A 25,652-nucleotide genomic window follows, 5' to 3' on the forward strand; every position below is an offset into this window, starting at 1 on the left:
TGAACACGCCCGCAAAAACACCACAAAACCCATGTAGGAGTGAGCCTGCTCGCGATGGCGGGGTATCAGTCGAAATCTCTTTGACTGACCCACCGCTATCGCGAGCAGGCTCACTCCTACAGGTATTGCGTAAGGCCTGGGTTATTTACCGTTAGTCAGGGTGCTGTAGCTGGTGAACAGGTTGCGGTAGTCCGGGATGTGGTTGGAGAACAGCGTGCCCAGCCCTTCAATATCGTTGCGCCAGTCGCGGTGCAGTTCGCAGGCCAGCCCGAACCAGGTCATCAATTGCGCGCCAGCGCTGGACATACGATTCCATGCCGAATCGCGGGTCAGTTCGTTGAACGTACCCGAAGCATCGGTGACCACGAACACATCAAAGCCTTCTTCCAGTGCCGACAGCGCCGGAAACGCCACGCAGACTTCGGTGACCACGCCAGCAATGATCAACTGCTTCTTGCCGGTCGCCTTGATTGCCTTGACGAAATCCTCGTTGTCCCAAGCGTTGATCTGGCCTGGACGGGCGATGTACGGCGCGTCCGGGAACAGCGCTTTCAGCTCCGGCACCAGCGGGCCGTTGGGGCCGGTTTCAAAACTGGTGGTGAGGATCGTCGGCAGCTTGAAGTACTTGGCCAGATCGGCCAGTGCCAGCACGTTGTTCTTGAACTTGTCCGGATCAATATCGCGTACCAGCGACAGCAGCCCGGCCTGGTGGTCGACCAGCAGCACTGCGGCGTTGTTCTTGTCCAGACGTTTGTATTGAGTGGTCATAGCAGTAATCCTCGCGGGTGGTAGAGGCCGACGGGGGCCGGCCTCAGGGGACTCGATCAGCGCTGGGAATCCAGCACTTCGTGTTCGTTCGCGACTTGCTGAGCCTTGAGGTAGCTCTCGATCAGCAATTGATAATGCGGCATGGCCTGGGCGTAGACCGCCGCCCACTGTTCGGCATCGGGACGGTTCCACGAGCCTTGCAGCTCGGAAAGCGTAGCCATGATGTCGATCGGCACCACCCCGGCCTGGGCCAAACGGGCAACGGTCAGATCAGTGGCGAGTTTTGAGTGATTGCCGGACGCGTCGACCACGGCAAACACCCTGTAGCCTTCGTGCACGGCGGCGATGGACGGGAACGCCAGGCACACGCTGGTCAGGGTTCCGGCGATCACCAACGTCTTCTTGCCGGTGGCTTTGACCGCTGCGTGAAATTCCGGATTGTCCCAGGCATTGATTTCGCCTTTGCGCGCCACGTATTGCGCATGCGGCGCCGCTTCGTGAATCTCCGGGATCAACGGCCCGTTCGGCCCTTGCGGCACGGAGGCGGTGGTGATTACCGGCATCTTCAACAGGGTCGCGGCTTTGGCCAGCGCAACGGCATTGGCGCGCAATTGCGGCACGTCGATGTCCTTGACGATCTGGAACAGACCGCTCTGGTGGTCGATCAGCAACATCGCTGCGTCGCTGGCATCGATGGTCGGTTTCTGGCCGTCGAAGTTCGCTGCATTGACAGTGTTCATGTGCGTGTCCTCTTTTCTATAGGCGACAGCCATCCCTGGCCTGCGAACCGGCCTACGCATCCTGTGTAGAGCGGAGTGGTGGTGCGTTAAGCGTGCATCTGGCCGAAGCGGCCGGACTGGAAGTCGGCGAACGCCTGATGGATTTCCTGCTCGGTGTTCATCACGAACGGGCCGTGGCCGACGATCGGTTCGTCGATCGGCTCGCCGCTGAGCAGCAAAACCACCGCGTCCTGGCTGGCTTCGAGCGTCATCTGATGGCCGTCACGCTCGAACAGCGCCAACTGCCCTTCGCGCACCGATTCCACACCGTTGACCTGCACCGAGCCTTTGAGCACCACCAGCGCGGTGTTGCGGCCTTCGTGCAGATCCAGCGTCAGCAACTTGCCGGCGTTCACTCGCAAGTCCCACACGTCGATCGGTGTGAAGGTGCGCGACGGGCCTTTGTGGCCCTTGAACTCACCGGCGATCAGCCGCAAGCGGCCGGCATTTTCCTTGAGCGCAATGCTCGGGATGTCGCTGTCGAGAATGGTCTGGTAGCCCGGCGCGGCCATTTTGTCCTTGGCCGGCAGGTTGACCCACAGCTGGACCATTTCCAGTTTGCCGCCGGTTTTGGCGAAGTTTTCCGAATGGAACTCCTCGTGGAGGATCCCGGAAGCCGCGGTCATCCATTGCACATCGCCCGGGCCGATCACGCCGCCACTACCGGTCGAGTCGCGGTGCTGCACTTCGCCTTCATAAACGATAGTCACGGTTTCGAAACCACGGTGCGGATGCTGACCAACGCCACGCCGTTCGGAGGTCGGGGTGAAATCGGCAGGGCCAGCGTGATCGAGCAGCAGGAACGGGCTGATGTGTTTGCCCAGGTTGTCGTAGGAAAACAGCGTGCGAACCGGGAAACCATCGCCGACCCAATGGCCGCGCGGGCTGGTGTAGATACCGATGATGTTTTTCATGGTTGTCTCCAATGGGGTGAGTGAGGCGATGGATTAAGCTTAAATCCATGACCATTAATGCACTAGACTGCAAAAATCAGCCTTAGCGTTCTATCTGGAGAACGATGGTGGAAGACCTCAATACCCTCTACTACTTCACCCAAGTGGTCGAACACCACGGTTTCGCCGCTGCCGGGCGCGCACTGGACATGCCCAAATCAAAACTCAGCCGGCGTATTTCCGAACTGGAAGAGCGCCTCGGCGTACGCCTGCTGCACCGCACCAGCCGCCATTGCTCGCTGACCGAAATCGGCCAGGCGTATTACCAGCGCTGCCTGGCCATGCGCGTCGAAGCCGAAAGCGCCGCCGAGCTGATCGAGCGCAATCGCTCCGAACCGCAGGGCCTGGTGCGCCTGAGTTGCCCGACGGCGCTGCTTAACTCGTGGGTCGGGCCGATGCTCACGCGTTACATGCTCAAGTACCCGCTGGTGGAGTTGTTCATCGAGAGCACCAATCGCCGCGTCGATCTGCTGCACGAAGGCTTCGACATTGCTTTGCGCGTGCGCTTTCCGCCGCTGGAGAACACCGACATGGTCATGAAGGTGCTGGGCAACAGCACGCAATCGGTGGTCGGTAGCCCACAGTTTGTCGAACGCCTGTCGTCACCGCCCTCGCCCGCTGACCTCAATGGTTTGCCGAGCCTGCATTGGGGCGCGGCGCAGCGTGAATATCAATGGGAGTTGCTGGGGCCGAATGACCACACGGCGCTGATCCGCCACACGCCGCGGATGGTCACCGATGATTTGATCGCGTTGCGTCAGGCGGTGATTGCCGGGGTTGGCGTGGCGCACTTGCCGAGTGTGGTGGTGCGTGAGGATATTGCCGCCGGACGCGTCGTCGAGCTGATTCCGGGTTGGGCGCCGAAGTGCGGGGTGGTGCATGCGATCTTTCCGTCGCGGCGCGGGTTGTTACCGTCGGTGCGCACGTTGATTGATTTTCTCGGCGAGGAGTTTGCCCACAGTGACATTGCCTGAATCGGTGGTGCGTCCGCTCGCGAAGAGGCCAGCCCGGACAACACAAATCCTGGAAAAGATTCATGACTTCTGATCAACAGTGCTTTGCCCCACCAGCGGTTTTTCTCAACGATTCAGACACGGATACTCCTGCCCATTCCCACTGCAACCCTGGAGTCTTTCATGTCTGTACCCGCTTTCGGTCTTGGTACGTTTCGTCTGCAAGGCCAAGTGGTCATCGATTCGGTGAGCACCGCCCTTGAACTCGGCTACCGGGTCATCGACACCGCGCAAATCTACGAAAACGAAGCCGATGTCGGCGCGGCCATTGCGGCCAGCGGCATCCCACGCGACGAGCTGTTCCTCACCAGCAAGATCTGGGTCGCCAACTTCGCCAAGGATCGTTTGATCGACAGCCTCAAGGAGAGCCTGCAGAAATTGCAGACCGACTACCTCGACCTGACCTTGATTCACTGGCCATCGCCGGAAAACCAGGTACCGGTCGAAGAATTCATGGGCGCGCTGCTGGAGGCCAAGCGCCTGGGCCTGACCCGGCAGATCGGTGTGTCCAACTTCACCATCGACTTGATGAAACAGGCCATCGCGGCCGTCGGTGCCGACAACATCGCAACCAATCAGATCGAACTGCATCCGTACCTGCAGAACCGCAAGGTAGTCGAGTTTGCCCGCAGCCAAGGAATCCACATCACCTCGTACATGACCCTCGCCTACGGTGAAGTGTTGAAAGATCCGTTGCTCCAGCAGATCGCCGAACGCCTGCAGGCGACGCCGGCACAAGTCACCCTGGCCTGGGCGATGCAGTCGGGCTACGCGGTGATCCCGTCGTCGACCAAACGTGACAACCTGCAAAGCAATCTTGCTGCCACCGCGCTGACGCTAAGCGACGCCGATATGGCGCTGATTGCCACACTCGATCGCGGCCATCGCCTGACCAGCCCGAAAGGCATCGCGCCTGATTGGGACTGACCCGACACGCGTCAGATGTGTAGACGTTGCGCGAGGCTGGCCATGGCCTCGCGCAACGTCTCGACCGCGATGCCCAGCGTTGCCGCTTGCGCCTGTTGACTCGCCAGCTCCAGATCAACACACGCCGCCACTACCCGCGCTGCGCCCACCATCTGCGCCCCGCCCTTGATGTGATGAGTGAGCTCACGCAGCCCTGCGCGATCCTGCTCAGGCTGCAAATCATCAAGGCGTTGCAGATCGAGCTGCAAACTGTTCAACACTTCCTTGCGCAACTGTTCGATCAGGGCATGATCATCCCCGGCCATTTGCTCCAGGGTGCTCAGGTCGATTTCCGCCAACACCGGCGTTTCGCCGGGGGCAGCCGCGATGTCGCAATGACTGGCCGCCGTCAATGCCTGCGCCAGGTCGTGCAAGCGGATCGGTTTGAACAGACAGTCGTCCATGCCGGCATTCAGGCAGCGCGTGCGCTCCTCAACCTGAGCGTTGGCGGTAAAGCCGAGGATCAGACAGGGTTCGCGACCAGCCATTGCTTCTTCATCACGAATGGCCTGCGCCAGTTGATAACCGTTGCGCCGCGGCATGTTGCAATCGGTGATCACCACATCGAACGCCTGTGCACGCCAGCGCTCCAGCCCTTCATCGCCGTTCACGGTGTCGACCGTGCGATGGCCGAGTTCAGTCAACTGCCAGCACAGCAGCAAGCGGTTCACCGGATGATCGTCCACCACCAGAACACTCAATGAACACGTAGCGGCGATCAGTGTGTAGGACGGCGCCGGGGCCTGAGCGAGGGCTTCCAACAGCGGCAGCTCGAGGCTGACTTCGACCTGCGTTCCTTCACCCTGTGCACTGTCGAGTCGCAGCGTGCCGCCCATCATTTCGCAGAGGCTGCGACTGATCACCAGACCCAGTCCGGAGCCGCTGCGGGCCGCTTGCGAATCAGCGCCCGCCTGCACGAACGGGCTGAACAGCCGTCGCCGATCGTCGTCGCTGATCCCCACCCCACTGTCTTCAATCAGTACCTTCACCGCCAGGTGTTCGGCGACCATTGCGGTCACCACCAGCCGCAGACTGACCTCGCCCTCCTCGGTGAACTTGATCGCGTTGCTCAACAGATTCGACAGCACCTGTTTGAAGCGCGTCGGGTCGATCAGCACGTCAACATCGCTGCGAGCATCAAGTTCGATGTGCCACAACAAACGCTTCTGGCGCGCCAGCCCTTCAAACACCCGACACACCGACACCACCAGTTCGCGCAGGTTGGCGCGTTCCGGCGCGAGGGACAAATGCCCGGTCTCGATCCGCGCGATGTCGAGAATGTCGCCGATCAGCGCCAGCAATTGTTGCCCGGCATTGGAGGCCACCTGAATGGCCAAACGATCGGTCTGGCCTTCCTCGGCGCGCTTCAAGGCCAGTTCAAGCATGCCGATCAAGGCGTTCATCGGTGTACGGATTTCATGGCTCATGGTCGCCAGAAACGTGGTTTTCGCCCGATTGGCGTCGTCCGCCGCCTCCTTGGCTTCCTGCAATTGCTGCAACCATTGCTGGCGCCGACGAATCTGCTGGCGCTGAAAAACGATCCAGGCCAGCGCCAGCGTCAGCAACACCGCGGCACCGGCAAAGCCCAGCAGAATTTCGCGACGATGCCGTAACCAGTAACTGTCATCCACAACCACATCGTGGCTCCAGCGTTCAACCAATTCGTCCATCTGTTGCGGGGCGATGCTCAGTAAAGCCTTGTTCAGGATCGAATGCAGTGCCGGCATGTGCGGCGCCGTCGCCAGCGCAATGCGCGCCGGTTGATCACCGACCGTGCCGCTGATGCGCAGACGCTCGCGGTAGTGACGGGCGATCAGAAAGCGCGCTACCAGCAACGAGCTGACCGTGGCGTCGACCTGGCCTTTGGCGATCAACGCCATGCCTTCGGCGGGGCTTTTGACTTCGATCAGACGGATGCGCGGCACCCGTTCCAATAAATATCCGCGTAACGGATGGCCGCGATAAATCGCCAGCCGTTTATCGTTCAGATCATCAAGGTTGAGCGGTCCCTGCACGGTGATTGCACTGACCAGCACAAACGGATTGTTCAGATAGGCGCGGGTAAATTGCAGTTCGGTTTCGCGCTCGCTGCTCGGCGTCACCACCGGCAATACATCGAGTTCACCGGCCTTGAGCTGTTCGATCTGGCGATCCAGCGACGTTCCGCGCACAACTTCGAAGTTCAGCCCGCTACGCTGGCTGATCAGGCTCAGCAGTTGCGCCGACAGCCCGCTGAAACGGCCATCGGCATCAAAAAAAGTCAGCGGTGCGAAATCTTCGATGGCACCGACGCGCACCACCGGATGCTGGTCCAGCCACTCCTGCTCGCTGGCACTGAGTTGCACCCGCGACTGTTCAGCCATTTCGGCAAGGCCTGCGCTCCAGCGTTGCTCGATACGTTGCCGGCGCTCCATGGGGATGGCGGTCAACGCTTTATCGACGATGCGTTTGAGACGCGCGTCGCTGCGCAACAGGGCAAAACCGAACGAATTGGCGTCCAGTCCCGCCGGGCCGGCCAACTGCAGGTCGTTACGATAATTGGTGTTGATCAGGTAGTTGGCACTGATGAAGTCGCCCAGATACACGTCATCCGCGCCGAATGCCACCGCCCCGAGCGCATCCATCGCCGAAGGGTAGCGCTGCACGCTGGCCTGGGGATAGAACGCTTGTACGCTGGCCAGTGGCAGATAGTCCTCGACCATGGCCAGACGCTTGCCGGCCAGATCGCTCGGCAACCGCTCTTCGAGCCGAGTCACCAGCATCGGCTGATCTTCGGCGTAAGCACGGGACAGAATGAAGTCCGGGTCGGCGGCTTCAAAACTGTTGGAAGTGCCCAGCAGATCAAGATCACCGCGTTTGAGTGCCGCCATCACGGCATCGCGGTTGGCAAAACGCTGCACTTCGATGCGCACACCGAGCAACTGCGCCAGCAGATCAGCGTAATCGGCGGTCAACCCTTCGAGTTCATGCTGATTGCGAGTGATCTCGAACGGTGGGTAATCCGGACCAGAAACGCCCATGCGCAGTACCGGGTGCTGACGCAGCCATTGCCGGTCCTGTTCGTCCAGGCGCAACTGGTTGTTTTCCGGCCCGCTGCGGGTCAGCACTTGCAGCACTTGTGGCGTGTCACTCGCCCAGCAGGTGGCTATCAGACTCAGCCACAGCCAGAAAATCTGCCATCCCTGCTTCATGTCCGCTCGCTCAGATCACATGATTGCGCTTGGCGAAATCGCGCAAGTGCACCGCTGAGCGGACCCCGAGCTTTTTCATCAGACGGGTTTTATAGGTGCTGACGGTTTTGTGGCTCAGGTGCATGTCCTCAGCAATCGCCTTGTTGGACTTGCCCTGCCCCAGTTGCTGGAAAATGCTCAACTCACGATCGGAGAGCTGATCGATCATCTGTTTCTCCGTGGTTTGCACGGCATTCAGCGTGCTGAAAATGTCCGGGAGCGTAGAAAAATAGGTATGCCCCGACATCACCGCCCGAATGGCGTTGCGCAATTGCTCCAGTTGATTGGTTTTGGTCACGTAGGCCATGGCCCCGGCACGCACGCAGCGATCCTGATAGAACATGGGTTCGTGTGTGCTGAACACCAGCACGCGGCAAGCAAAATCATTGGCCTTGATCCGGGCAAGAACCTCCAGCCCACCGAGTACCGGCAAGTTCAGATCGAGTATCACCAATCGAGGCTGGTGTTCCCGAATCAGCGACACCACCTCGTTGCCTTGGGACGCCTCGTAGATCTCTTTGAATCCTGCAGCTTGCAACACGATCCGGATGGCGGCGCGCACCACTGGATGATCGTCGACGATCAGCGCTGACTTCATGGCCACTCCCGGTGCAAAGTCTGACGAACAGGCCACCGATGGGGGCTGATCCAGACTCAGTGGCTGCGCCGGGACTGTTACATGGAACGGCGAGCAAATCACCTGTCAGACCTGACAGTTGCGGCCAGTGTTTTTTTATGCATGAGCAGCGAATTTTAGCGGTGAATATGGCTGGCAGGCTGACAAAAGCTGCCGTCTCGCGGGTGTATCGACCAGCGCCATCAACTGACTGATCGACTGTTTTGAGGGCAGTGCCAAATGGCTGATTTGCACATTTTCCTGGGCGAAACCCGAGGCCTGTTGTAATGGCGCGGTGGATTCGTTGTAGATCAGCGCCTGACAAACTTGCGGGTTATCCAGGAAAAACCCCAGCAGATCCAGCGAACCTGCGGCCAGCTCGGCATTGATGACCACCACATCGAACGGCTCGCAACCGTAGTCCACCAGCGTCAGCAATTCGGTGAGGCTCTGTGCCGGAGCCACGCGGTAGTAATCGAGGCTGTTGAACAGACGTTCGATTTTCATCCGGTGGAAATGCTGCGTGTCGGCGATCAGGATGCGCAGGGTTTTCGTGATCATGGTCAATCTCCCGGGATTTGCGTTTTCTGGGTGTGGCAAGACTACGCAAGCCCTACGGCGGGTTCTGTAGGAATATTCCGAAAAATACGGCTATTCATCGCAGGCTCAACGAGCCAGCCCCCTCACTCGACGTTTTAGTGACCGACTGAAACCCCTTGAAGATGAAGAGCGCTTTATTCGGTGGTACTCGGACTCCAGAACGCCTGCACCACCAATGCCGACGTCGAGATTCTTGCGACCAGCGCATCCAGTTCATCACCATCGACCGACGTCGTCGCCAGCGTCGCTTCGATTTCGATTTCATCGGCGCCGAACGCATGCACATCGACGTCGCTGGCCGGGTAGTTGCTGCGTTCAAGCTCGGCTTCGAGCAACGCGAACACGGCGGTTTGCTGGGAGCGCCGGGCGATGACATAGACGATATTGGTGACTTCAGCCGAAACCACGTCCAAGGGCTGGCGGTTGATGTTGTTGACGATTGGCCGCAGCAAGGTGTTGGCGGCCAGAATGAACAGTGTGCCGAGCACCGCTTCGGCAAGCAGGTCGGCACCGGCACAGGCGCCGACCGCTGCTGAAGTCCACAACGTTGCAGCGGTGTTGAGGCCGCGCACGTTGCCCTCTTCGCGCATGATCACCCCGGCGCCGAGGAAACCGATGCCGGAGACCACGTAGGCGACCACGCGCACCGCGCCTTCAGCACCGGCGAGCCGGTTGGCCATGTCGACGAAAATCGCTGCACCGACCGCGACCAGCACGTTGGTGCGCAGGCCGGCAGTGCGTTGCCGGTACTGGCGCTCGAAGCCGATCAGACCACCGAGAATGAACGCAGCGCTGAGGCTGACCAGGGTGTCGAGCAGCGAATCGAGGTTGAGGTTGTTGATGGCTTGCATAGTCAAATCTCTTAAAAACACAACAATCCCTTAGGTAGGGTTTGCTCGAAATCCAGGTGAAACGAACACTCCTGTAGGAGCTGCCGAAGGCTGCGATCTTTTGATCTAAAAAAAGCAGAATCAAGAGATCGCAGCCTTCGGCAGCTCCTACAGAGGGGCAGCGGTGTTGCTGTTATTGCCAGCCGAACCGGCGGATGTAGAAGCCTTTCACCGCCTGGGTCAGCGCCATGTACGCCAGCAGAATCACCGGCAGGAACACGAAGTACAGCGATGGCAGCGCCTGCAATTTGAAGTAGTGCGCCAGCGGCCCCATCGGCAGAAAGATGCCGACCGCCATGATGATCCCGGTCATCGCCAGCAGCGGCATGGCGGCGCGGCTTTGCAGGAACGGAATCTTCGGCGTGCGGATCATGTGTACGATCAGCGTCTGGGTCAGCAACCCGACCACGAACCAGCCGGACTGGAACAGGGTCTGGTGATCCGGGGTGTTGGCGTCAAACACGTACCACATCAAGGCGAACGTGGTGATGTCAAAGATCGAACTGATCGGGCCGAAGAACAGCATGAAGCGCCCGACATCGCCCGGCTGCCAGCGTTGCGGTTTTTTCAGCATTTCCTCATCGACGTTATCGAATGGAATCGCAATCTGCGAAATGTCGTAGAGCAGGTTTTGCACCAGCAGGTGCATCGGCAGCATTGGCAGGAATGGAATGAACGCACTGGCGACCAGCACCGAGAACACGTTGCCGAAGTTGGAGCTGGCGGTCATCTTGATGTACTTGAGCATGTTGGCGAAGGTGCGCCGCCCTTCGAGCACGCCCTCCTCCAGCACCATCAGGCTCTTTTCCAGGAGGATGATGTCGGCGGCTTCCTTGGCGATGTCCACCGCACTGTCCACGGAAATGCCGATGTCGGCGGTACGCAGCGCGGGCGCGTCGTTGATGCCGTCGCCCATGAAGCCGACCACATGGCCATTGCCTTTGAGGATGCGCACGATGCGCTCCTTGTGCGACGGCGTTAGCTTGGCGAAGACATTGGTGGTTTCCACGGCCACGGCCAGTTCAGCATCGCTCATGCGCTCGACGTCGTTGCCCAGCAGCAGACCTTGTTGCGCAAGGCCCACTTCGCGGCAAATCTTCGCGGTGACCAGTTCGTTATCACCGGTCAGCACCTTCACTGCCACACCGTGTTCAGCCAAAGCCTTGAGCGCTGGCGCGGTGCTTTCCTTCGGCGGATCGAGGAACGCCACATAGCCGATCAGCGTCAGTTCATTTTCATCAGCCAGACTGTAAGTGTCGCGACCTTCCGGCATCGAGCGTGCGGCCACGGCCACCACGCGCAAGCCTTCAGCGTTGAATGCTGCGGTGACCTGACGAATCCGGGTCAGCAATTCATCGCTCAAGGCTTCATCGACTTCGCCGTGCCGCACGCGGCTGCACACCGCCAATACTTCTTCCACCGCACCTTTGCAGATCAGTTGATGTGGCTGGCCACGTCCTTCGACCACCACCGACATGCGTCGGCGATTGAAGTCGAACGGGATCTCATCGACCTTGCGAAACGCCGTGCCGACTTTCAGTTCACGGTGGACTTCCACGTGTTCCAGCACCGCGACGTCGAGCAGGTTTTTCAGACCGGTCTGGTAGTAGCTGTTGAGGTAAGCCATTTCCAGCACGTCATCGGAATCTGCGCCCCAGACATCGACATTGCGCGCGAGGAAGATCTTGTCCTGGGTCAGGGTGCCGGTCTTGTCGGTGCACAGCACGTCCATGGCGCCGAAGTTTTGAATCGCATCAAGACGTTTGACGATGACTTTTTTACGCGACAGAAACACCGCGCCTTTGGCCAGCGTCGAGGTGACGATCATCGGCAGCATTTCCGGGGTCAGGCCAACGGCAATCGACAGCGCGAACAGCAGCGCTTCAGTCCAGTCGCCCTTGGTGAAACCGTTAATGAACAGCACCAGCGGCGCCATGACGAACATGAAACGGATCAACAACCAGCTGACTTTATTCACGCCTTGCTGGAACGAAGTCACTGCGCGATCAGTGGCGCCGACACGCTGGGCCAAAGCACCGAAATAGGTGCTGTTGCCGGTGGTCAGAATGACCGCCACAGCGGTGCCGGACACTACGTTGGTGCCCATGAACAGGATGTTGTCCAGCTCCAGCGGATTGCGCGTGTCGCGATCAGCCTGACGCGGAAATTTTTCCACCGGCATCGATTCACCGGTCATCGCCGCTTGACTGACGAACAGATCCTTGGCGCTGAGCACGCGGCAATCAGCAGGAATCATGTCACCGGCCGAGAGCACGATCAGATCGCCCGGCACCAGTTGCTTGATCGGCAATTCGCTGCGCGGCGCATCACGGCGCATCACCGTGGCGGTGTTGCTGACCATGGCTTTCAGCGCGTCGGCGGCCTGGTTGGATTTGCTTTCCTGCCAGAAGCGCAGCAGCGTCGACAGCACCACCATGGAAAAAATCACCACGGCGGCTTTGAGGTCTTCGGTCAGCCACGAGATCACCGCCAACAACGTCAGCAGCAGGTTGAACGGGTTTTTGTAGCAGTGCCACAGGTGCGTCCACCACGGCAGAGGCTGCTCATGTTCGACTTCGTTGAGACCGTATTGCGCACGCAGCGCATCGACTTCGAAATCAGTGAGGCCATCGGAGTGCGTGCCCAATGACGACAGCAATACACCGCTGTCGCACTGCGCGGCATCGACCAACGTGTTGGCTAACGTGGGCGGGACTTCACGGCTGACCGTGGTGTCGTTGATCGATTCCAGCAGCGCCAGGCGACGGAAGTGCCGGGCGATGTGGCGGGTCCGCAGAAAACCTGCGAAGAATTCCTTGAGCGTAAGTTTCATGGCTGTTGCCCCTATGGTCAGCCGGGAAACCGTCAAGCAGGTACGGCCGCGCCTCGTCCGCCGGAACAACCGGCACGGCAAGGCCTGGCGCGCCGGTCAGAAACGACAGGCGTGTCGATAGGGCTGCGATCACGACGATAAAGTCGCAATCACGCTCTGTTCAGCGTCGATGAGAAGGAACGTCCAGACATGGCCCAGGACGGGTCATGCACGGGATGCCGCTGCTCGCTGTTACGGCGAGACAACGGCAGAGAAAGGCTGCGCGTTATCTTGCCGAGAATCTGCCGGTTACCGAGACCGGCCGACAACTGTCACTCGAACAAGTACCCACTGTGGGTCTCCGCTATTGATGAAAACGCGCGAAGCTTACGCCCCGATGATGTGAGAGTAAACCGGCAAAAGGAGGTGTGTCGGGGAATGTGGGGGATGTTCAGGAAGGGTTCAGGATGATCGTTCCCACGCTCTGCGTGGGAATGCAGCCCGGGACGCTCCGCGTCCCTATCGAAGGCCGAACGCGGAGCGTCTGTTGAGGCATTCCCACGCAGAGCGTGGGAACGATCTGGCCTGGAAATCGGCGTTAGCTGGCAGTCGCCAACAACAGATCCGCCATCGAACGATGCCCACAGTTCTTGCCATGCTCATACAGCGAGCCGGCAATCTCGTCCGCGCGAATCGGCAACACCGACAACAGCGTATCGCTCAGACCATGGCTGGCCTGGCAGAAGCCCTGCATGTAGATGCCGGCCTTGCAGCGTTCGTCGGTGATCAGTTTGTAGTTGCGATCGACCTCGAAGTCGCCGAGGTATTCTTCCAGCGGTGCCAGCAGTTTGCGGTGCATCTGCCGCTCGTAACCGGTAGCCAATACCACCGCATCATAGTTGCGCACGGTGACTTCGCCGGTGGCGTTGTTGCGCACAGCCAGTTCGATACCGTTGTCGGTGGCGGTGGCTTTCTCGACGGTAGTCAGGGTGCGGAACGCGTGGCGGGCAATCCCCGAGACTTTCTGCCGATAGAAGATGCCGTAGATGCGTTCGATCAGGTCGATGTCGACCACCGAATAGTTGGTGTTGTGGTACTCGTTGACCAGACGTTCGCGCTCGGCACTGTTCTGCTGGAACACCAGGTCGGTGAACTCCGGCGAGAACACTTCGTTGACGAACGGGCTGTCATCGGCAGGCTTCAAGGCCGAGCCGCGCAGGATCATGTCGACCTGCACCGACGGGAACGAATCGTTCAGGTCGATAAAGGCTTCTGCTGCGCTCTGCCCGCCACCGATGATCGCGATGCTCATCGGCTGATTGTTCACGCACGGCTGCTTGGCCATTTGCGACAGGTATTGCGAATGGTGGAACACACGGGTGTCGCCTTTCAGTGCCTTGAACGCCTCCGGAATGCGCGGCGTGCCACCGGCGCTGACCACCACCGAACGGGTGGTCCGTACATGCTGCTGGCCGTCGCTGCCACGGGAAATCACGCGCAGCGCCTCAACCTGTTGGTTGTGCAGCACCGGCTCGATGGTCAGCACTTCTTCGCCGTAACGGCTCTGCTCGGTGAACTGCCCGGCGACCCAGCGCAGGTAATCGTTGTACTCCATGCGGCACGGATAGAACGTGCCGAGGTTGATAAAGTCGACCAGACGACCGTGGTACTTGAGGTAATTGACGAACGAATACGGGCTGGTGGGATTGCGCAGGGTCACCAGATCCTTGAGGAAGGAAATCTGCAACTCGCTCTGCGTCGACAGGGTGTTGCCGTGCCAGCTGTAGTTGGCCTGCTTGTCGAGGAACAGCACATCCAGCTCGCCGTGGGTCGGCCCGCGCTCTTGCAGAGCGATGGCCAGCGCCAGGTTCGAAGGGCCGAAACCGACGCCGATCAGGTCGTGAACGATGGGCGATGCAATTGCCTGTGTCATTTCCAGTGTCCTCTGGATGAACCCCTCAACGCGGGGATAAAGCCTGGGTGGCCTGACCGGCCTGAATCAGGTCAGCAGGTCGTCTGTTGAGTAGGAACGAGGACGATGAACGGAAATTTAACCAGCAAGGATCAATGGGCATCCCATTGTTTAATCCGCAAGCGGCAATGTTTCATGGCGTTGACGATGTGTTTTTCTACCAACGCCTTGGAAATCCCGAGGTGCTCGGCAATTTCCGGATGGGACAGACCTTCGATCTTGCGCAGCAGAAAACTTTCACGGCAACGCGGCGGCAACTCGGCCAGCGCGCGCTGGAGCATCTCCAGACGCTGGCCGTGGTCAAGCGTGCCATGGGGCGACGGGGTGAAATAGCGTTCTTCACTGTCCAGCACATCGAGTGATTCGACCTGGCGCAAGGCGTTGCGCCGATGATCATCGATGACCAGGTTCAATGCCGTGCGGTAAAGGAAGGCCCGCGGTTGTTCGATCGGCGTGTCGCTGGAACGCTCCAGCACCCGCACATAAGCGTCATGCACCACATCTTCGGCCACCTGACGGTTGCCCAGCTTGGCGTTAAGGAAACACACCAGCTCACGATAGTAGTTTTCCAACATGACTCCCGACCGCATCGATGCAGTTCCTGTCCTTGAGCACACTGATCCCGCCACGGAATTGGCAGTAGCAAGATAGTGGCAACTTGAGGTGCGTAATTTATAGTAATTCTCATATAGATTTAAAGAGCTGATTCCACATCCCGACCAAATAGTCCTGCCCGGACACCTGTTACATGATGTGTGGGCGCTTAAATTCCCTTGCCCATGCATCGTTTACAGGACAGCTCCCCGTATCTGTCGTGCCATGCGACAGCGTTCAGCGCCCCTGCACGCCTGTGTACTGGCCGAATGACGGGCCGAACCCACTGGCCGGAACCCTGCATGAAACGTCCCCGCCCCGCCCGACGCGCCTTGTTCGCCGCCCTTTGTCTGATTCCCGTGATCGCCGTTGCCGCGTGGCAAGTCCTGCCGCCGGGGCGCGACGCCCTCGCCACGGTGCAAGTGACTCGCAGCAGTATCGAAAACAGCGTGACCGCACTGGGCACGTTGCAGCCACGCCGTTACGTGGATGTCGGTGCGCAGGCCTCCGGGCAGATTCAGAAGATTCATGTCGAGGCTGGCGATACGGTCAAGGAAGGCCAGTTGCTGGTGGAGATCGACCCCTCCACGCAAAAGGCCAAACTGGATGCCGGGCGGTTTTCCATCGAGAACCTCAAGGCGCAGCTGCAGGAGCAACGCGCCCAGCACGATCTCGCGCAACAGAAATACCAGCGCCAGCAAAAGCTCGCCGCCGGTGGTGCCACCCGTGAAGAAGACGTGCAGACGGCTCGCGCCGAAGTGCGCGCGACACAGGCCCGCATCGACATGTTCCAGGCGCAGATCCGTCAGGCTCAGGCCAGCCTGCGCAGTGACGAAGCGGAACTTGGCTACACACGCATTTATGCACCGATGAGCGGCACAGTCGTGGCCGTCGGCGCCCGGGAAGGCCAGACACTCAATGCGCAACAGCAAACCCCGCTGATCCTGCGCATCGCCAGGCTCTCGCCGATGACCGTATGGGCCGAGGTTTCCGAAGCGGACATCGGTCACGTCAAACCCGGCATGACCGCCTACTTCACCACCCTCAGCGGCGGTAGCCGACGCTGGAGCAGCACGGTGCGGCAGATTCTGCCAGTGCCACCGCGCCCGCTCGAACAGAATCAGGGCGGCAGCCCCACCAGCGGTCGCAGCGGCAGCGAACGCGTGGTGCTCTACACCGTGTTGCTCGACGTCGACAACGCTGACAACAGCCTGATGACCGACATGACCGCGCAGGTGTTCTTCGTTGCGCAACAGGCACAGGACACCCTCACCGTGCCGACCGCCGCCCTGCAACCCGGCTCACGGCCGCAGTGGCAACGGGCGCAGATCGTCGCCGCCAACGGCGAAATCCAGGCACGTGACGTGCGCACCGGCATCAGCGACCGTTTGCGCACACAAGTGCTTGAAGGCCTGGTCGAAGGCGATCACATCCTCAGCGCGCCGGCCACCGGCAGCGGAGGCTGAATGCAAACCCCTCTGATTGACCTGCGGCAGATCCGCAAATCCTACGGCGGCAATGACAGCCCGCTGGTGGAAGTATTACGCGGTATCGACCTGTCGATTCATGCTGGCGAGTTCGTCGCCATCGTCGGCGCATCCGGCTCCGGCAAATCGACTTTGATGAATATTCTCGGCTGTCTCGACCGCCCTACCAGCGGCGAATATCGCTTCGCCGGCGAAGATGTCGCCCAGCTCGATACCGATGAACTGGCCTGGCTACGCCGCGAAGCGTTCGGTTTTGTGTTCCAGGGTTATCACCTGATTCCGTCCGGCTCCGCCCAGGAAAACGTCGAGATGCCGGCCATCTACGCCGGCACCCCGGCCGCCGAACGCCACGCCCGGGCCAGTGCCTTGCTGGAGCGGCTCGGCCTGGGCAGCCGCACCGGCAACCGCCCGCATCAGCTTTCCGGCGGTCAGCAACAGCGGGTGTCGATTGCCCGGGCGTTGATGAACGGCGGCCACATCATTCTCGCCGACGAACCCACCGGTGCCCTCGACAGCCACAGCGGCGCCGAGGTCATGACCCTGCTCGACGAACTCGCCGGTCAGGGCCATGTGGTGATTCTCATCACCCACGACCGCGAAGTCGCGCAGCGGGCCAAACGCATCATCGAGATTCGTGACGGGCTGATCATCAGCGACACCGCCGAACAGCCGTCAGCGCCACCACGCAGCGCCAACCCCGGCGCCTTGCAAGCCGTGGATCTGCGCCAGCGCCTGAGCACCGGCAGCACCGAGACCGGCGCCTGGAAAGGTGAACTGGTCGACGCCGTGCAAGCGGCGTGGCGGGTCATGTGGATCAATCGTTTTCGTACTGCGCTGACACTGCTGGGGATCGTCATCGGCGTGGCCTCGGTGGTGGTGATGCTGGCGGTGGGCGAAGGCAGCAAACGCCAGGTGATGGCACAGATGGGCGCCTTCGGTTCCAACATCATTTACCTCAGCGGCGCCGCGCCCAACCCGCGCACGCCACCGGGCATCATCACCCTCGACGACGTCGCCGAGCTGGCCGCCCTGCCCCAGGTGGAACGGATCATGCCGGTCAACGGCTCGACCGCTGGCGTGCGTTTCGGCAACGCCGACCACAGCAGCTACGTCGGTGGCAACGACACCAATTTTCCAAGCATTTTCAACTGGCCGGTGGTTCAGGGCAGTTACTTCACCCAGGCCGATGAAGACAGCGCCGCCGCCGTGGCGGTGATCGGTACCAAAGTGCGCGACAAGCTGCTCAAGGATGTCGCCGACCCGATCGGCCAGTACATCCTGATCGAAAACGTGCCGTTTCAGGTGCTCGGCGTTCTTGCGGAAAAGGGCTCGAGCTCCGGCGATTCCGACAGCGACAACCGCATCGCCGTGCCCTACTCGGCGGCCAGCACGCGCCTGTTCGGCAGCCGCAATCCGGAATACGTGGTGATCGCCGCCAAGGACGCACGCAAGGTCAAAGACGCCGAGCAGGCGATCGAACAGGCGATGCTGCGGCGGCACAACGGCAAGAAGGATTTCGAACTGACCAACAACGCCGCAATGATTCAGGCCGAAGCACGCACGCAAGGCACGCTGTCGCTGATGCTCGGCGCCATTGCTGCAATCTCTTTGCTGGTCGGCGGTATCGGCGTGATGAACATCATGCTCATGACCGTGCGCGAACGCACCCGGGAAATCGGTATCCGCATGGCCACGGGTGCACGACAGCGCGACATCCTGCGCCAGTTCCTCACTGAAGCGGTGATGCTCTCGGTGGTCGGCGGCATTGCTGGCATCAGTCTGGCGATGCTGGTCGGCGGCGTGCTGTGGTTCAGCGGCGTGGCGATCGCGTTTCAATGGCTGGCCGTCATCGGTGCTTTCGCCTGCGCGCTGGTCACCGGCGTCCTCTTCGGCTTCATGCCTGCCCGCAAGGCTGCCCGGCTCGACCCGGTCACGGCCCTTACCAGTGAATGATCGATCTATGAAAGCGCCACTGACACTCCTTGCCGCCAGCCTGTTGCTGGCGGCCTGCAACAGCCCTGCGCCGCGCCCCGACAGCGGCGTGCAGCCACCGCCCGCGTGGCAGTCGCCTGAGCAGCCCGGTGCCGTGCAGAGCAACCGCCAATGGTGGACGCAGTTCGGCAGCCCCGAACTTGATCGACTGGTCGAACAGGCGCGACTGGGCAGCCATGACCTCGGCGCCGCTGTTGCGCGAGTCAGGCAAGCCCAGGCCAGTGCGACGATTGCCGGCGCCCCGCTGCTCCCGGAAATCAAGGCCGGGCTCAATGCCAATCGACAGAAACTGTTGCACGGCAAAGGCTATAGCCAGCTGGACGTCAGCCCGGATAATCGCTCGCTGGATTATTACGACGCCGAGTTGAGCGCCAGTTACGAAATCGACTTCTGGGGCGGTAAACGCGCGGCCCGCGACAGCGCCGTATTCGGCGTCCAGGCCAGCGAATTCGACCGTGCCACCGTCGAGCTGACCCTGCAAAGCGGCGTGGCCAGCAGCTACACCCAAGCCTTGGCGTTGCGCGAACAGGCGCGCATTGCCGAACTCAATCTGGCCAATGCGCAGAACGTCCTGCACCTGGTGCAGACCCGTTTCGACGCCGGCAGCGCCACCGCGCTGGAACTGGCCCAGCAAAAAAGCCTGGTAGCGGAACAGCAGCGCAAATTGCCGTTGGTGCAACAACAGGCCCGCGAAGCCTTGATCACCCTCGCCGCCCTGCTCGGCCAACCAGTGCAGACACTGTCGTCACCGCAACAGTCGTTCGAACAGTTGCAGTGGCCGAATATCGCCAGTGGCGTGCCCAGCGATCTGCTGAGCCGGCGTCCGGACATCGCCAGCGCCGAAGCCAAACTGGCAGCGGCTCAGGCTGACGTCACCGTCGCTCGCGCGGCCATGTTGCCGAAAATCACCTTGACCGCCAGCCTCGGCACCGGCGCCGATCTGGCGGCGGACCTGCTGCGCACCACGTTCTACAACCTGTCTTCCGGCTTGACCGCGCCGATCTTCAACAACGGTCGCCTGAGCGCCGAGCGCGACAAGGCCAAGGCGCGTCAGGACGAACTGCTGGAAACCTATCGAGGGGCGATCATCAATGGCTTCGCCGACGTGGAAAAAGCCCTGAGCAGCATTCGCGGCCTCGACGAACAGCGCCAGTGGCAAAGCGAAGAGCTGAGCCAGGCGCAGACTGCGTTCGACATCGCCCAGAGCCGTTATCAGGCCGGTGCCGAAGACTTGCTGACGGTGCTGCAAACCCAGCGCACTTTGTATGCGGCGCAGGATATGAATGTGCAACTGCGCTTGTCGCGACTGCAGGCGAGCATTGCCTTGTACAAAGCGTTGGGCGGTGGCTGGCAGGTTATCTGACAGCAACATCTCTTGTAGGAGCTGTCGAGTGCAACGAGGCTGCGATCTTTTGATCTTGCTTTTAAGAGTCAAGATCAAAAGATCGCAGCCTTCGGCAGCTCCTACACGGGGATCGCGTCGTGACTGATTGAATTCTCGGGGCAAAAAAAATCGCAGCACCAGGCTGCGATTTTTTTTGCGCTTAGAGTTGCCGGCCTTTCACTTTCAAATGTCGCGCGTACCACGGGCGCTGCGGCACTTTGCGGAACAGGTCGGCCATGTTGTCTTCATCGCCAAACGTGATGCGCAACGCCAGCTTCATGGTTTCCGGGTCCATTTCCACCGAACGGCCGATTTGCAACCCCGGCACGGTGCTGCAGCCATGGGTGTCCGGCCCCAGCCAAGGATCGTCGACCTCAACCCAGCGCCCCGGCGCAAACCACGGCACACCGTTGACTTCCAGCCGGCTGACTTCTCCCGGGTGGAAACGCTCATGTGCACGGAACCAGTCTTCGATACGGTCATCGATCCAGCCGTGGAAACGCCAGAACACCGGATTCACATGGGAGGAAAACGGGTCGCCGAGAAAGTCGTTTTCCGGCGCATACCAGCGCGCCGCGAAGTCCGCCTGATCGCGCGCCATCGGCACCGGAATGTTGTTGGACGGATCCCGCGCCACCGACGCCCAGCGCATGTGCAGCCAGTCGTGCAGGCCCAGTTCGACTTCCGAGCCGAACTGGCCGAGGCTGAGTTTCGCCAGGTAGCGTGGGTCGCGGTACTGCGATTCCCACACCTGGAAATTGCTGTGGTAGGTCTCGGCCGCTTTGATGTCGCTGACCCACTTGGTGTACTCGTCGTCACCTTCGGTCAGCCAGGTGGGCGGCAGCGCGTCACCGTCGTGATTGTCGAAATAGCGGGCGAAGCCCTGGCGGTCACGCTCCAGTTCCGGCTGCGGCATCGGGAAGGCCTGCCATGACGGCAGATCCTGCATCGAACGGGCCTTGCCGAGCATGTGCCGGTGCATGAAGAAGAAGTCGATGCCCGAACCATTGCGATCCTTGCTCGGCCCACGGGCATCGCGCTCCTTGTCACGGGGGCCGGGTTGCCAGCCGATACCGCGCAGGGCGTCGCGTTTTTTCTCCGAGAGTTTGTGCCACTTGTCGCGGCTGGCGTGCCAGAGCTGGTGGAACAGGCGATGTTCCGGCGCGACCAGCCACGCCAACAGCGTCGGGTTCAACCCGGTGCGTTCGCGGGCCTCGGGAAAACGTCGCTTGATGGCGATGAAGTGATTGTCCAGTTCGGGCAGCGCCAACGGCCGATCCAGGCGCAACACTTGCCCGGTGAACGTGCCACTGCCGGCATTGCCGAATGCCGCCCAGACTTCGTCGAGTTTGACTTTGAATTCGTAGACCGGCGGCGCGTGCGGCGCATCGGTACGCATCAGCCGCCAGTACAATTCGGCGCCGTTGCCCGGTGCCAGATCGCCGATCACTTGATAACGCGCAGGTTCTGCTGAACGCAGATTGGCACCGGTATCGAGAAACCCACGCAGGCCGCGACCCCGGTGGGCAATGTCGAGAAACAGCTCCAGGCCTTCGCGTGGCAAGCCATCGAGCCCCGCCGCAGCGCCGCTGAAACGGATATCCCAGACGCCGCGCAGGTTGTCCGCCAACTGTTGACCAGCCGTATCGGCCAGGTCGACCGTGGCCTCTCCCGGGGTGATCGGAAACTCCTCGCGGGTCAGCTCACGATGTGCATAAAAAGCGGCAGGCAGCGCGGCGCCCGTGAGTGCCATGCCCGCCATGAACCAGCGTCGAGAGATCGTCATTGCCCTACCTGTGTCAGCCATGAAGCAGGCTTTATCCAAGCTAGAACGTTTGCTCGCCGGGGAAATTTACGGCCCCGGCAAAAGATCGCGATGCGCCGTCAGCGCTTTTCCTGCGCGCGACTAAATTACCCGCCCGGCCACTCGTTCCTCCCAGATAGCAAAGGCCCCTGCGCCTGCACCTCGACGGCGAACCTGAATGAGATGGCAATGACAAAACCGCGTTCGAAAAAGGCTCTATTTATCGGCCTGCCGCTGGCCTTGGCGATCAGCGCCGGCGCAGGGTTTCTGGCCTGGGATTACTGGTTTCGGGACAACCCCGGCTACCCGGTAAAAGTGATGAAGCAGGCGACCGAGTTGCAGGATCGCATCCTCTCGTTCGACAGCCACATCACCGTACCGCTGAGTTTCGGCGCCCATGGCAACGAAGCCGACAAGGACGGCTCCGGCCAGTTCGACCTGATCAAGGCCAATCGCGGGCGCTTGTCGGGCGCTGCGCTGACCGTGTTCGGCTGGCCGGAAATGTGGAATGGCCCCAATGCCCCGCATCGCCCCACCGAAGGTTTTGTCGAAGAAGCCCGCAACCAGCAGGAAGTCCGTTACAAGATCATCACCGGCATGGTCCGCGACTTCCCCAATCAGGTCGGCATCGCCTACACCCCGGATGATTTCCGCCGCCTGCATGGCGAAGGCAAGTTTGCGATTTTCATCAGCATGCTCAACGCCTATCCGCTGGGCAACGACCTGAGCAAACTGGACCTGTGGGCCGGGCGCGGCATGCGCATGTTCGGCTTCAGCTACATCGGCAACAACAGCTGGGCGGACTCGTCGAGGCCGCTGCCGTTCTTCAATGACTCGCCGGACGCCCTCGACGGTCTCTCCGATATCGGCAAGCAAGCGGTGCAGCGTTTGAACGATCTGGGCGTGATCATCGACGTTTCACAGATGTCGACCAAAGGCCTGGAACAGGTTGCGCAGTTGAGCCGCACGCCGTTGGTGGCCTCGCACTCGGCGCCGCGTGCGGCAGTGGATATTCCGCGCAACCTCAGCGACAAGGAACTGCAACTGATCAAGAACAGCGGCGGCGTGGTTCAGGTGGTTGGTTTCTCGCAGTACCTCAAACCGTTGACCCAGGGCACGCAGGACAAACTCAACGCCCTGCGCGCACGCTTCGATCTGCCGCCACTGCCAAACCTGGCCATGGCGCTGATGCCGGGCGATCCGATCATCACCGCCTGGTCGGAACAGAAACTCGGCCAGTACGCCAGCGGCCTCTACGGCATCCTTGAAGAAGAGCCCAAAGCGACCCTCAAGGATCTCGGCGACGCCATCGATTACACGGTGCGCAAAATCGGTATCGACCATGTCGGCATCTCGTCCGACTTCAACGACGGCGGCGGTATCAAGGGTTGGGAGAACGTTGGCGAAATCCGCAACGTCACCGCCGAACTGATCCAGCGCGGCTACTCCGAAGCGGACATCGCCAAGCTGTGGGGCGGCAACTTCATGCGCGTCTGGGATCAAGTGCAGAAAGCCGCGAAACCGGCGCTGATTTCCCGTCAGGACACTGCCAAGCCATGACTGACCGCCGGACCTTTCTGAAACAGGCCGGTGTGATGGCGGCTGCCCTGCCATTCGGCGCCAGCCTCGCGGCGCCGGCAATGGCCACGACTTCGCCAGTGGCTTCTGCGAACAAATGGACGCAATTGCGCCAGCTGTTCGATCAGGACCCGCAGGCGATCCACTTCGCCAACTTCCTGATCACCTCCCATCCCAAACCCGTGCGCGAAGCCATCGAACGCCATCGCGCCACGCTCGACCGGAATCCGGGACTGGCGATGGATTGGGATCTGGGGAGCAACGAACAATTGCAGCAAAACGTGCGGGTCTGGGCCGGCAAGTACCTGCAAGCCAAGCCCGGCCAGATCGCCCTCACTGGCAGCACCACCGAAGGCCTGGCGATGATTTATGGCAGCGTGCAGGTGCGCGCGGATCAGGAAATCCTTACCACCGAACACGAACACTATTCCACGCGCAACATCCTCGATTTCCGCAGCCGCCGCGATGGCACCCGGGTGCGCAAACTCAAGCTGTTCGAAACGCCGCAAAGCATTTCCACGGATCAGGTGCTCGACACGATCAACCGCAACATTCGCCCTGAGACCCGCGTACTCGGCATGACCTGGGTGCATTCGGGCAGCGGCGTGAAATTGCCGATCAGCGATATTTCGCGGCTGGTCGATGAACACAACCGTCAACGTGACGACAAGGACCGCTTGATCTACGTGGTCGACGGCGTGCACGGTTTCGGTGTCGATGATCTGAGTTTCCCGCAGATGAACTGCGACTTCTTTATCGCCGGCACCCACAAATGGATGTTCGGTCCGCGCGGCACCGGCATCGTATGCAGCCGCAGCGAAGAGCTGAAGTACGTCAGCCCGAGCGTGCCGACGTTCTCCGAAGCCACTTCCTTCGCCACCATCATGACCCCGGGCGGCTATCACGCCTTCGAGCATCGCTGGGCGGTGGACGAAGCGTTCAAATTGCACCTGCAACTGGGCAAGGCCGACGTTCAGGCACGCATTCATCAGCTCAACAGCTATCTGAAACAGCGCCTGCGCGAACGCGCGGACATCGAACTGGTGACCCCGCTCGAGCCGAAATTTTCTGCCGGTTTCACGTTCTTCCGGGTCAAGGGCCAGGACAGCGACGAAGTGGCCGCCTACCTGATGCAAAACCGGGTGATCTGCGATGCGGTCAGCCGCGACGTCGGCCCGGTGATTCGCACGGCGCCCGGCCTGCTCAACAACGAAGCCGAAGTGGAGCGTTTCATGGCCCTCCTCGAAAAAAAACGGCGCGCCTGATCCCTCGACTCCAGTTTTCCTTTCACAGAGACGACTCATGAAAAAGCCTCACGCCTGTTTCACCTTCAAGGCCCTGCCCGCGCTGGCCCTGACCGCGCTGTGCGCCGGCCTGCTGCCCGGTGCTGCTCAAGCGGCGACGCCGCCGGCGCCGGGCAAAGTGTTCAAGGACTGCAAGGACTGCCCGGAAATGGTCGTGCTGCCGACTGGCACCTTCACCATGGGCACCCCGGATGACGAAGTCGGCCGCGAACCGGACGAAGGCCCGCGCCACGACGTGACCTTCAGCAAACCGTTCGCCATCAGCCGCTTTCAGGTGCTGGTCGGCGAGTGGGACGCGTATGTGCGCGAAACCGGCAACAAGCCTTACGACTTCGATGATCGCCCGGGCCGCCGCTGCACCGCTGGCAAACCGGAATTCAAACAGACTGCCCGCGACCCGGCCGTGTGCATGAACGTCGCCGAAGCCCAGGGCTACATCGATTGGTTGTCGAAAAAAACCGGTCATGCCTATCGCCTGCAAAGCGAATCGATCCGCGAGTACGCCGCACGCGGCGGCAGCAGCGGGCCCTTCCCTTTCCCGTTCGATGAAGGCAACAACTACCAGATCTCCAAACACGCCAACACCTATGGCGCCGCCGACGGTTACAACTTCACCTCCCCGGCCGGCACATTCCCGGCCAATGCCTTCGGCGTTTACGACGCTCACGGCAACGTCTACGAATGGACCGCCGACTGCTATCACAAGGATTATTCCGGCGTACCGAACGACGGTCGCCCATGGACTCAGGAAAACTGCGAACGCCAAGTCATGCGTGGCAACGACTGGGGCGAGGCGCCGGTGTTCTCGCGTTCCGGCAACCGCAACAGCAGCTGGCCAACCAGCAAGGGCGACTGGCTCGGGTTTCGCGTAGTGCGCGACCTCTGATCCTGCCCGCCACGACCGCAGTCC

19 protein-coding genes are annotated in these 25,652 nt (G+C 60.8%); 8 read left to right on the top strand and 11 right to left on the bottom strand.

The genetic code is table 11. The features are described 5' to 3' along the window. Positions 1-141: 141 nt before the first annotated feature. The 3 genes from ycaC to ACM6JQ_RS15835 all read right to left on the bottom strand — a co-directional run bounded on the left by ycaC (position 142) and on the right by ACM6JQ_RS15835 (position 2,461). Positions 142-768, bottom strand: coding sequence for an isochorismate family cysteine hydrolase YcaC (gene ycaC / locus ACM6JQ_RS15825; protein ID WP_414894153.1), 627 nt, complete (start codon positions 766-768; stop codon positions 142-144). 56 nt (positions 769-824) lie between these two features. Further along, the gene (locus tag ACM6JQ_RS15830; protein ID WP_038363568.1) at positions 825-1,508 is read right to left on the bottom strand and encodes an isochorismatase family protein; all 684 of its coding nucleotides are present in this window, start codon (positions 1,506-1,508) and stop codon (positions 825-827) included. Between the two features lie 86 nt (positions 1,509-1,594). Continuing rightward, positions 1,595-2,461 carry a pirin family protein gene (locus ACM6JQ_RS15835; protein ID WP_414894154.1) on the bottom strand — a complete coding sequence of 289 codons (867 nt, stop codon included), beginning with the start codon at positions 2,459-2,461 and terminating at the stop codon, positions 1,595-1,597. Between the two features lie 104 nt (positions 2,462-2,565). Between ACM6JQ_RS15835 and ACM6JQ_RS15840 the strand changes: the two genes are divergently transcribed. After that, a complete protein-coding gene (locus ACM6JQ_RS15840) occupies positions 2,566-3,474 on the top strand; it encodes a LysR substrate-binding domain-containing protein (RefSeq protein ID WP_007913389.1) in 909 nt (302 codons plus the stop codon). A 162-nt stretch (positions 3,475-3,636) separates the two neighbouring features. Further along, complete coding sequence (gene dkgB, locus ACM6JQ_RS15845) at positions 3,637-4,440, top strand: 2,5-didehydrogluconate reductase DkgB (RefSeq protein ID WP_123374799.1); 804 nt, start codon at positions 3,637-3,639, stop codon at positions 4,438-4,440. 11 nt (positions 4,441-4,451) lie between these two features. Here the strand turns inward: dkgB and ACM6JQ_RS15850 are convergent, their stop codons facing one another. The 7 genes from ACM6JQ_RS15850 to ACM6JQ_RS15880 all read right to left on the bottom strand — a co-directional run bounded on the left by ACM6JQ_RS15850 (position 4,452) and on the right by ACM6JQ_RS15880 (position 15,174). Then, on the bottom strand, positions 4,452-7,670 hold the full coding sequence (locus tag ACM6JQ_RS15850) for a transporter substrate-binding domain-containing protein (protein ID WP_414894155.1): 3,219 nt from the start codon (positions 7,668-7,670) through the stop codon (positions 4,452-4,454). Between the two features lie 10 nt (positions 7,671-7,680). Continuing rightward, a complete protein-coding gene (locus ACM6JQ_RS15855) occupies positions 7,681-8,307 on the bottom strand; it encodes a response regulator transcription factor (RefSeq protein ID WP_007913386.1) in 627 nt (208 codons plus the stop codon). Positions 8,308-8,442: 135 nt separating this feature from the next. Continuing rightward, the gene (locus ACM6JQ_RS15860; RefSeq protein WP_414894156.1) at positions 8,443-8,886 is read right to left on the bottom strand and encodes a chemotaxis protein CheY; all 444 of its coding nucleotides are present in this window, start codon (positions 8,884-8,886) and stop codon (positions 8,443-8,445) included. A gap of 173 nt (positions 8,887-9,059) precedes the next feature. Then, positions 9,060-9,776, bottom strand: coding sequence for an MgtC/SapB family protein (locus ACM6JQ_RS15865; protein ID WP_007913384.1), 717 nt, complete (start codon positions 9,774-9,776; stop codon positions 9,060-9,062). A 172-nt stretch (positions 9,777-9,948) separates the two neighbouring features. Continuing rightward, on the bottom strand, positions 9,949-12,648 hold the full coding sequence (mgtA, locus tag ACM6JQ_RS15870; RefSeq protein ID WP_414894158.1) for a magnesium-translocating P-type ATPase: 2,700 nt from the start codon (positions 12,646-12,648) through the stop codon (positions 9,949-9,951). Between the two features lie 577 nt (positions 12,649-13,225). Then, positions 13,226-14,560 (bottom strand): lysine N(6)-hydroxylase/L-ornithine N(5)-oxygenase family protein, encoded by a 1,335-nt coding sequence (locus ACM6JQ_RS15875; protein ID WP_414894159.1) that lies wholly within the window; start codon positions 14,558-14,560, stop codon positions 13,226-13,228. Between the two features lie 131 nt (positions 14,561-14,691). Continuing rightward, positions 14,692-15,174, bottom strand: coding sequence for a sigma-70 family RNA polymerase sigma factor (locus tag ACM6JQ_RS15880; protein WP_042704912.1), 483 nt, complete (start codon positions 15,172-15,174; stop codon positions 14,692-14,694). 321 nt (positions 15,175-15,495) lie between these two features. On the opposite strand from ACM6JQ_RS15880, the gene ACM6JQ_RS15885 reads away from it, so the two are divergent. From ACM6JQ_RS15885 to ACM6JQ_RS15895, 3 genes are read left to right on the top strand one after another with little or no spacing between them, the layout of a single operon-like run. After that, entirely contained in the window at positions 15,496-16,659 is a 1,164-nt protein-coding gene (locus tag ACM6JQ_RS15885; RefSeq protein ID WP_095111774.1) for an efflux RND transporter periplasmic adaptor subunit, read from the top strand. Then, on the top strand, positions 16,660-18,633 hold the full coding sequence (locus tag ACM6JQ_RS15890) for a MacB family efflux pump subunit (RefSeq protein WP_414894160.1): 1,974 nt from the start codon (positions 16,660-16,662) through the stop codon (positions 18,631-18,633). It abuts the gene before it with no gap. Positions 18,634-18,640: 7 nt separating this feature from the next. Next, positions 18,641-20,035 (top strand): efflux transporter outer membrane subunit, encoded by a 1,395-nt coding sequence (locus ACM6JQ_RS15895; RefSeq protein ID WP_414894161.1) that lies wholly within the window; start codon positions 18,641-18,643, stop codon positions 20,033-20,035. 181 nt (positions 20,036-20,216) lie between these two features. Here the strand turns inward: ACM6JQ_RS15895 and ACM6JQ_RS15900 are convergent, their stop codons facing one another. After that, complete coding sequence (locus tag ACM6JQ_RS15900; protein ID WP_095111777.1) at positions 20,217-21,842, bottom strand: PvdJ/PvdD/PvdP-like protein; 1,626 nt, start codon at positions 21,840-21,842, stop codon at positions 20,217-20,219. Between the two features lie 207 nt (positions 21,843-22,049). Between ACM6JQ_RS15900 and pvdM the strand changes: the two genes are divergently transcribed. Genes pvdM through ACM6JQ_RS15915 form a run of 3 tightly spaced genes read left to right on the top strand, consistent with a single transcriptional unit; the run spans position 22,050 to position 25,628 of the window. Then, positions 22,050-23,420: a pyoverdine-tailoring dipeptidase-like protein PvdM gene (pvdM, locus tag ACM6JQ_RS15905; protein WP_095111778.1), complete on the top strand. Its 1,371-nt coding sequence runs from the start codon at positions 22,050-22,052 to the stop codon at positions 23,418-23,420. Beyond that, a complete protein-coding gene (locus ACM6JQ_RS15910; RefSeq protein WP_095111779.1) occupies positions 23,417-24,703 on the top strand; it encodes an aminotransferase class V-fold PLP-dependent enzyme in 1,287 nt (428 codons plus the stop codon). The genes pvdM and ACM6JQ_RS15910 overlap by 4 nt, the downstream gene beginning before the upstream one ends. Before the next feature lie 37 nt (positions 24,704-24,740). Then, positions 24,741-25,628 (top strand): formylglycine-generating enzyme family protein, encoded by an 888-nt coding sequence (locus ACM6JQ_RS15915; RefSeq protein WP_007913354.1) that lies wholly within the window; start codon positions 24,741-24,743, stop codon positions 25,626-25,628. Positions 25,629-25,652: the final 24 nt, after the last annotated feature.

Source organism: Pseudomonas sp. IT-232MI5 (assembly GCF_949767845.1).
Classification (GTDB): Bacteria; Pseudomonadota; Gammaproteobacteria; order Pseudomonadales; family Pseudomonadaceae; genus Aquipseudomonas.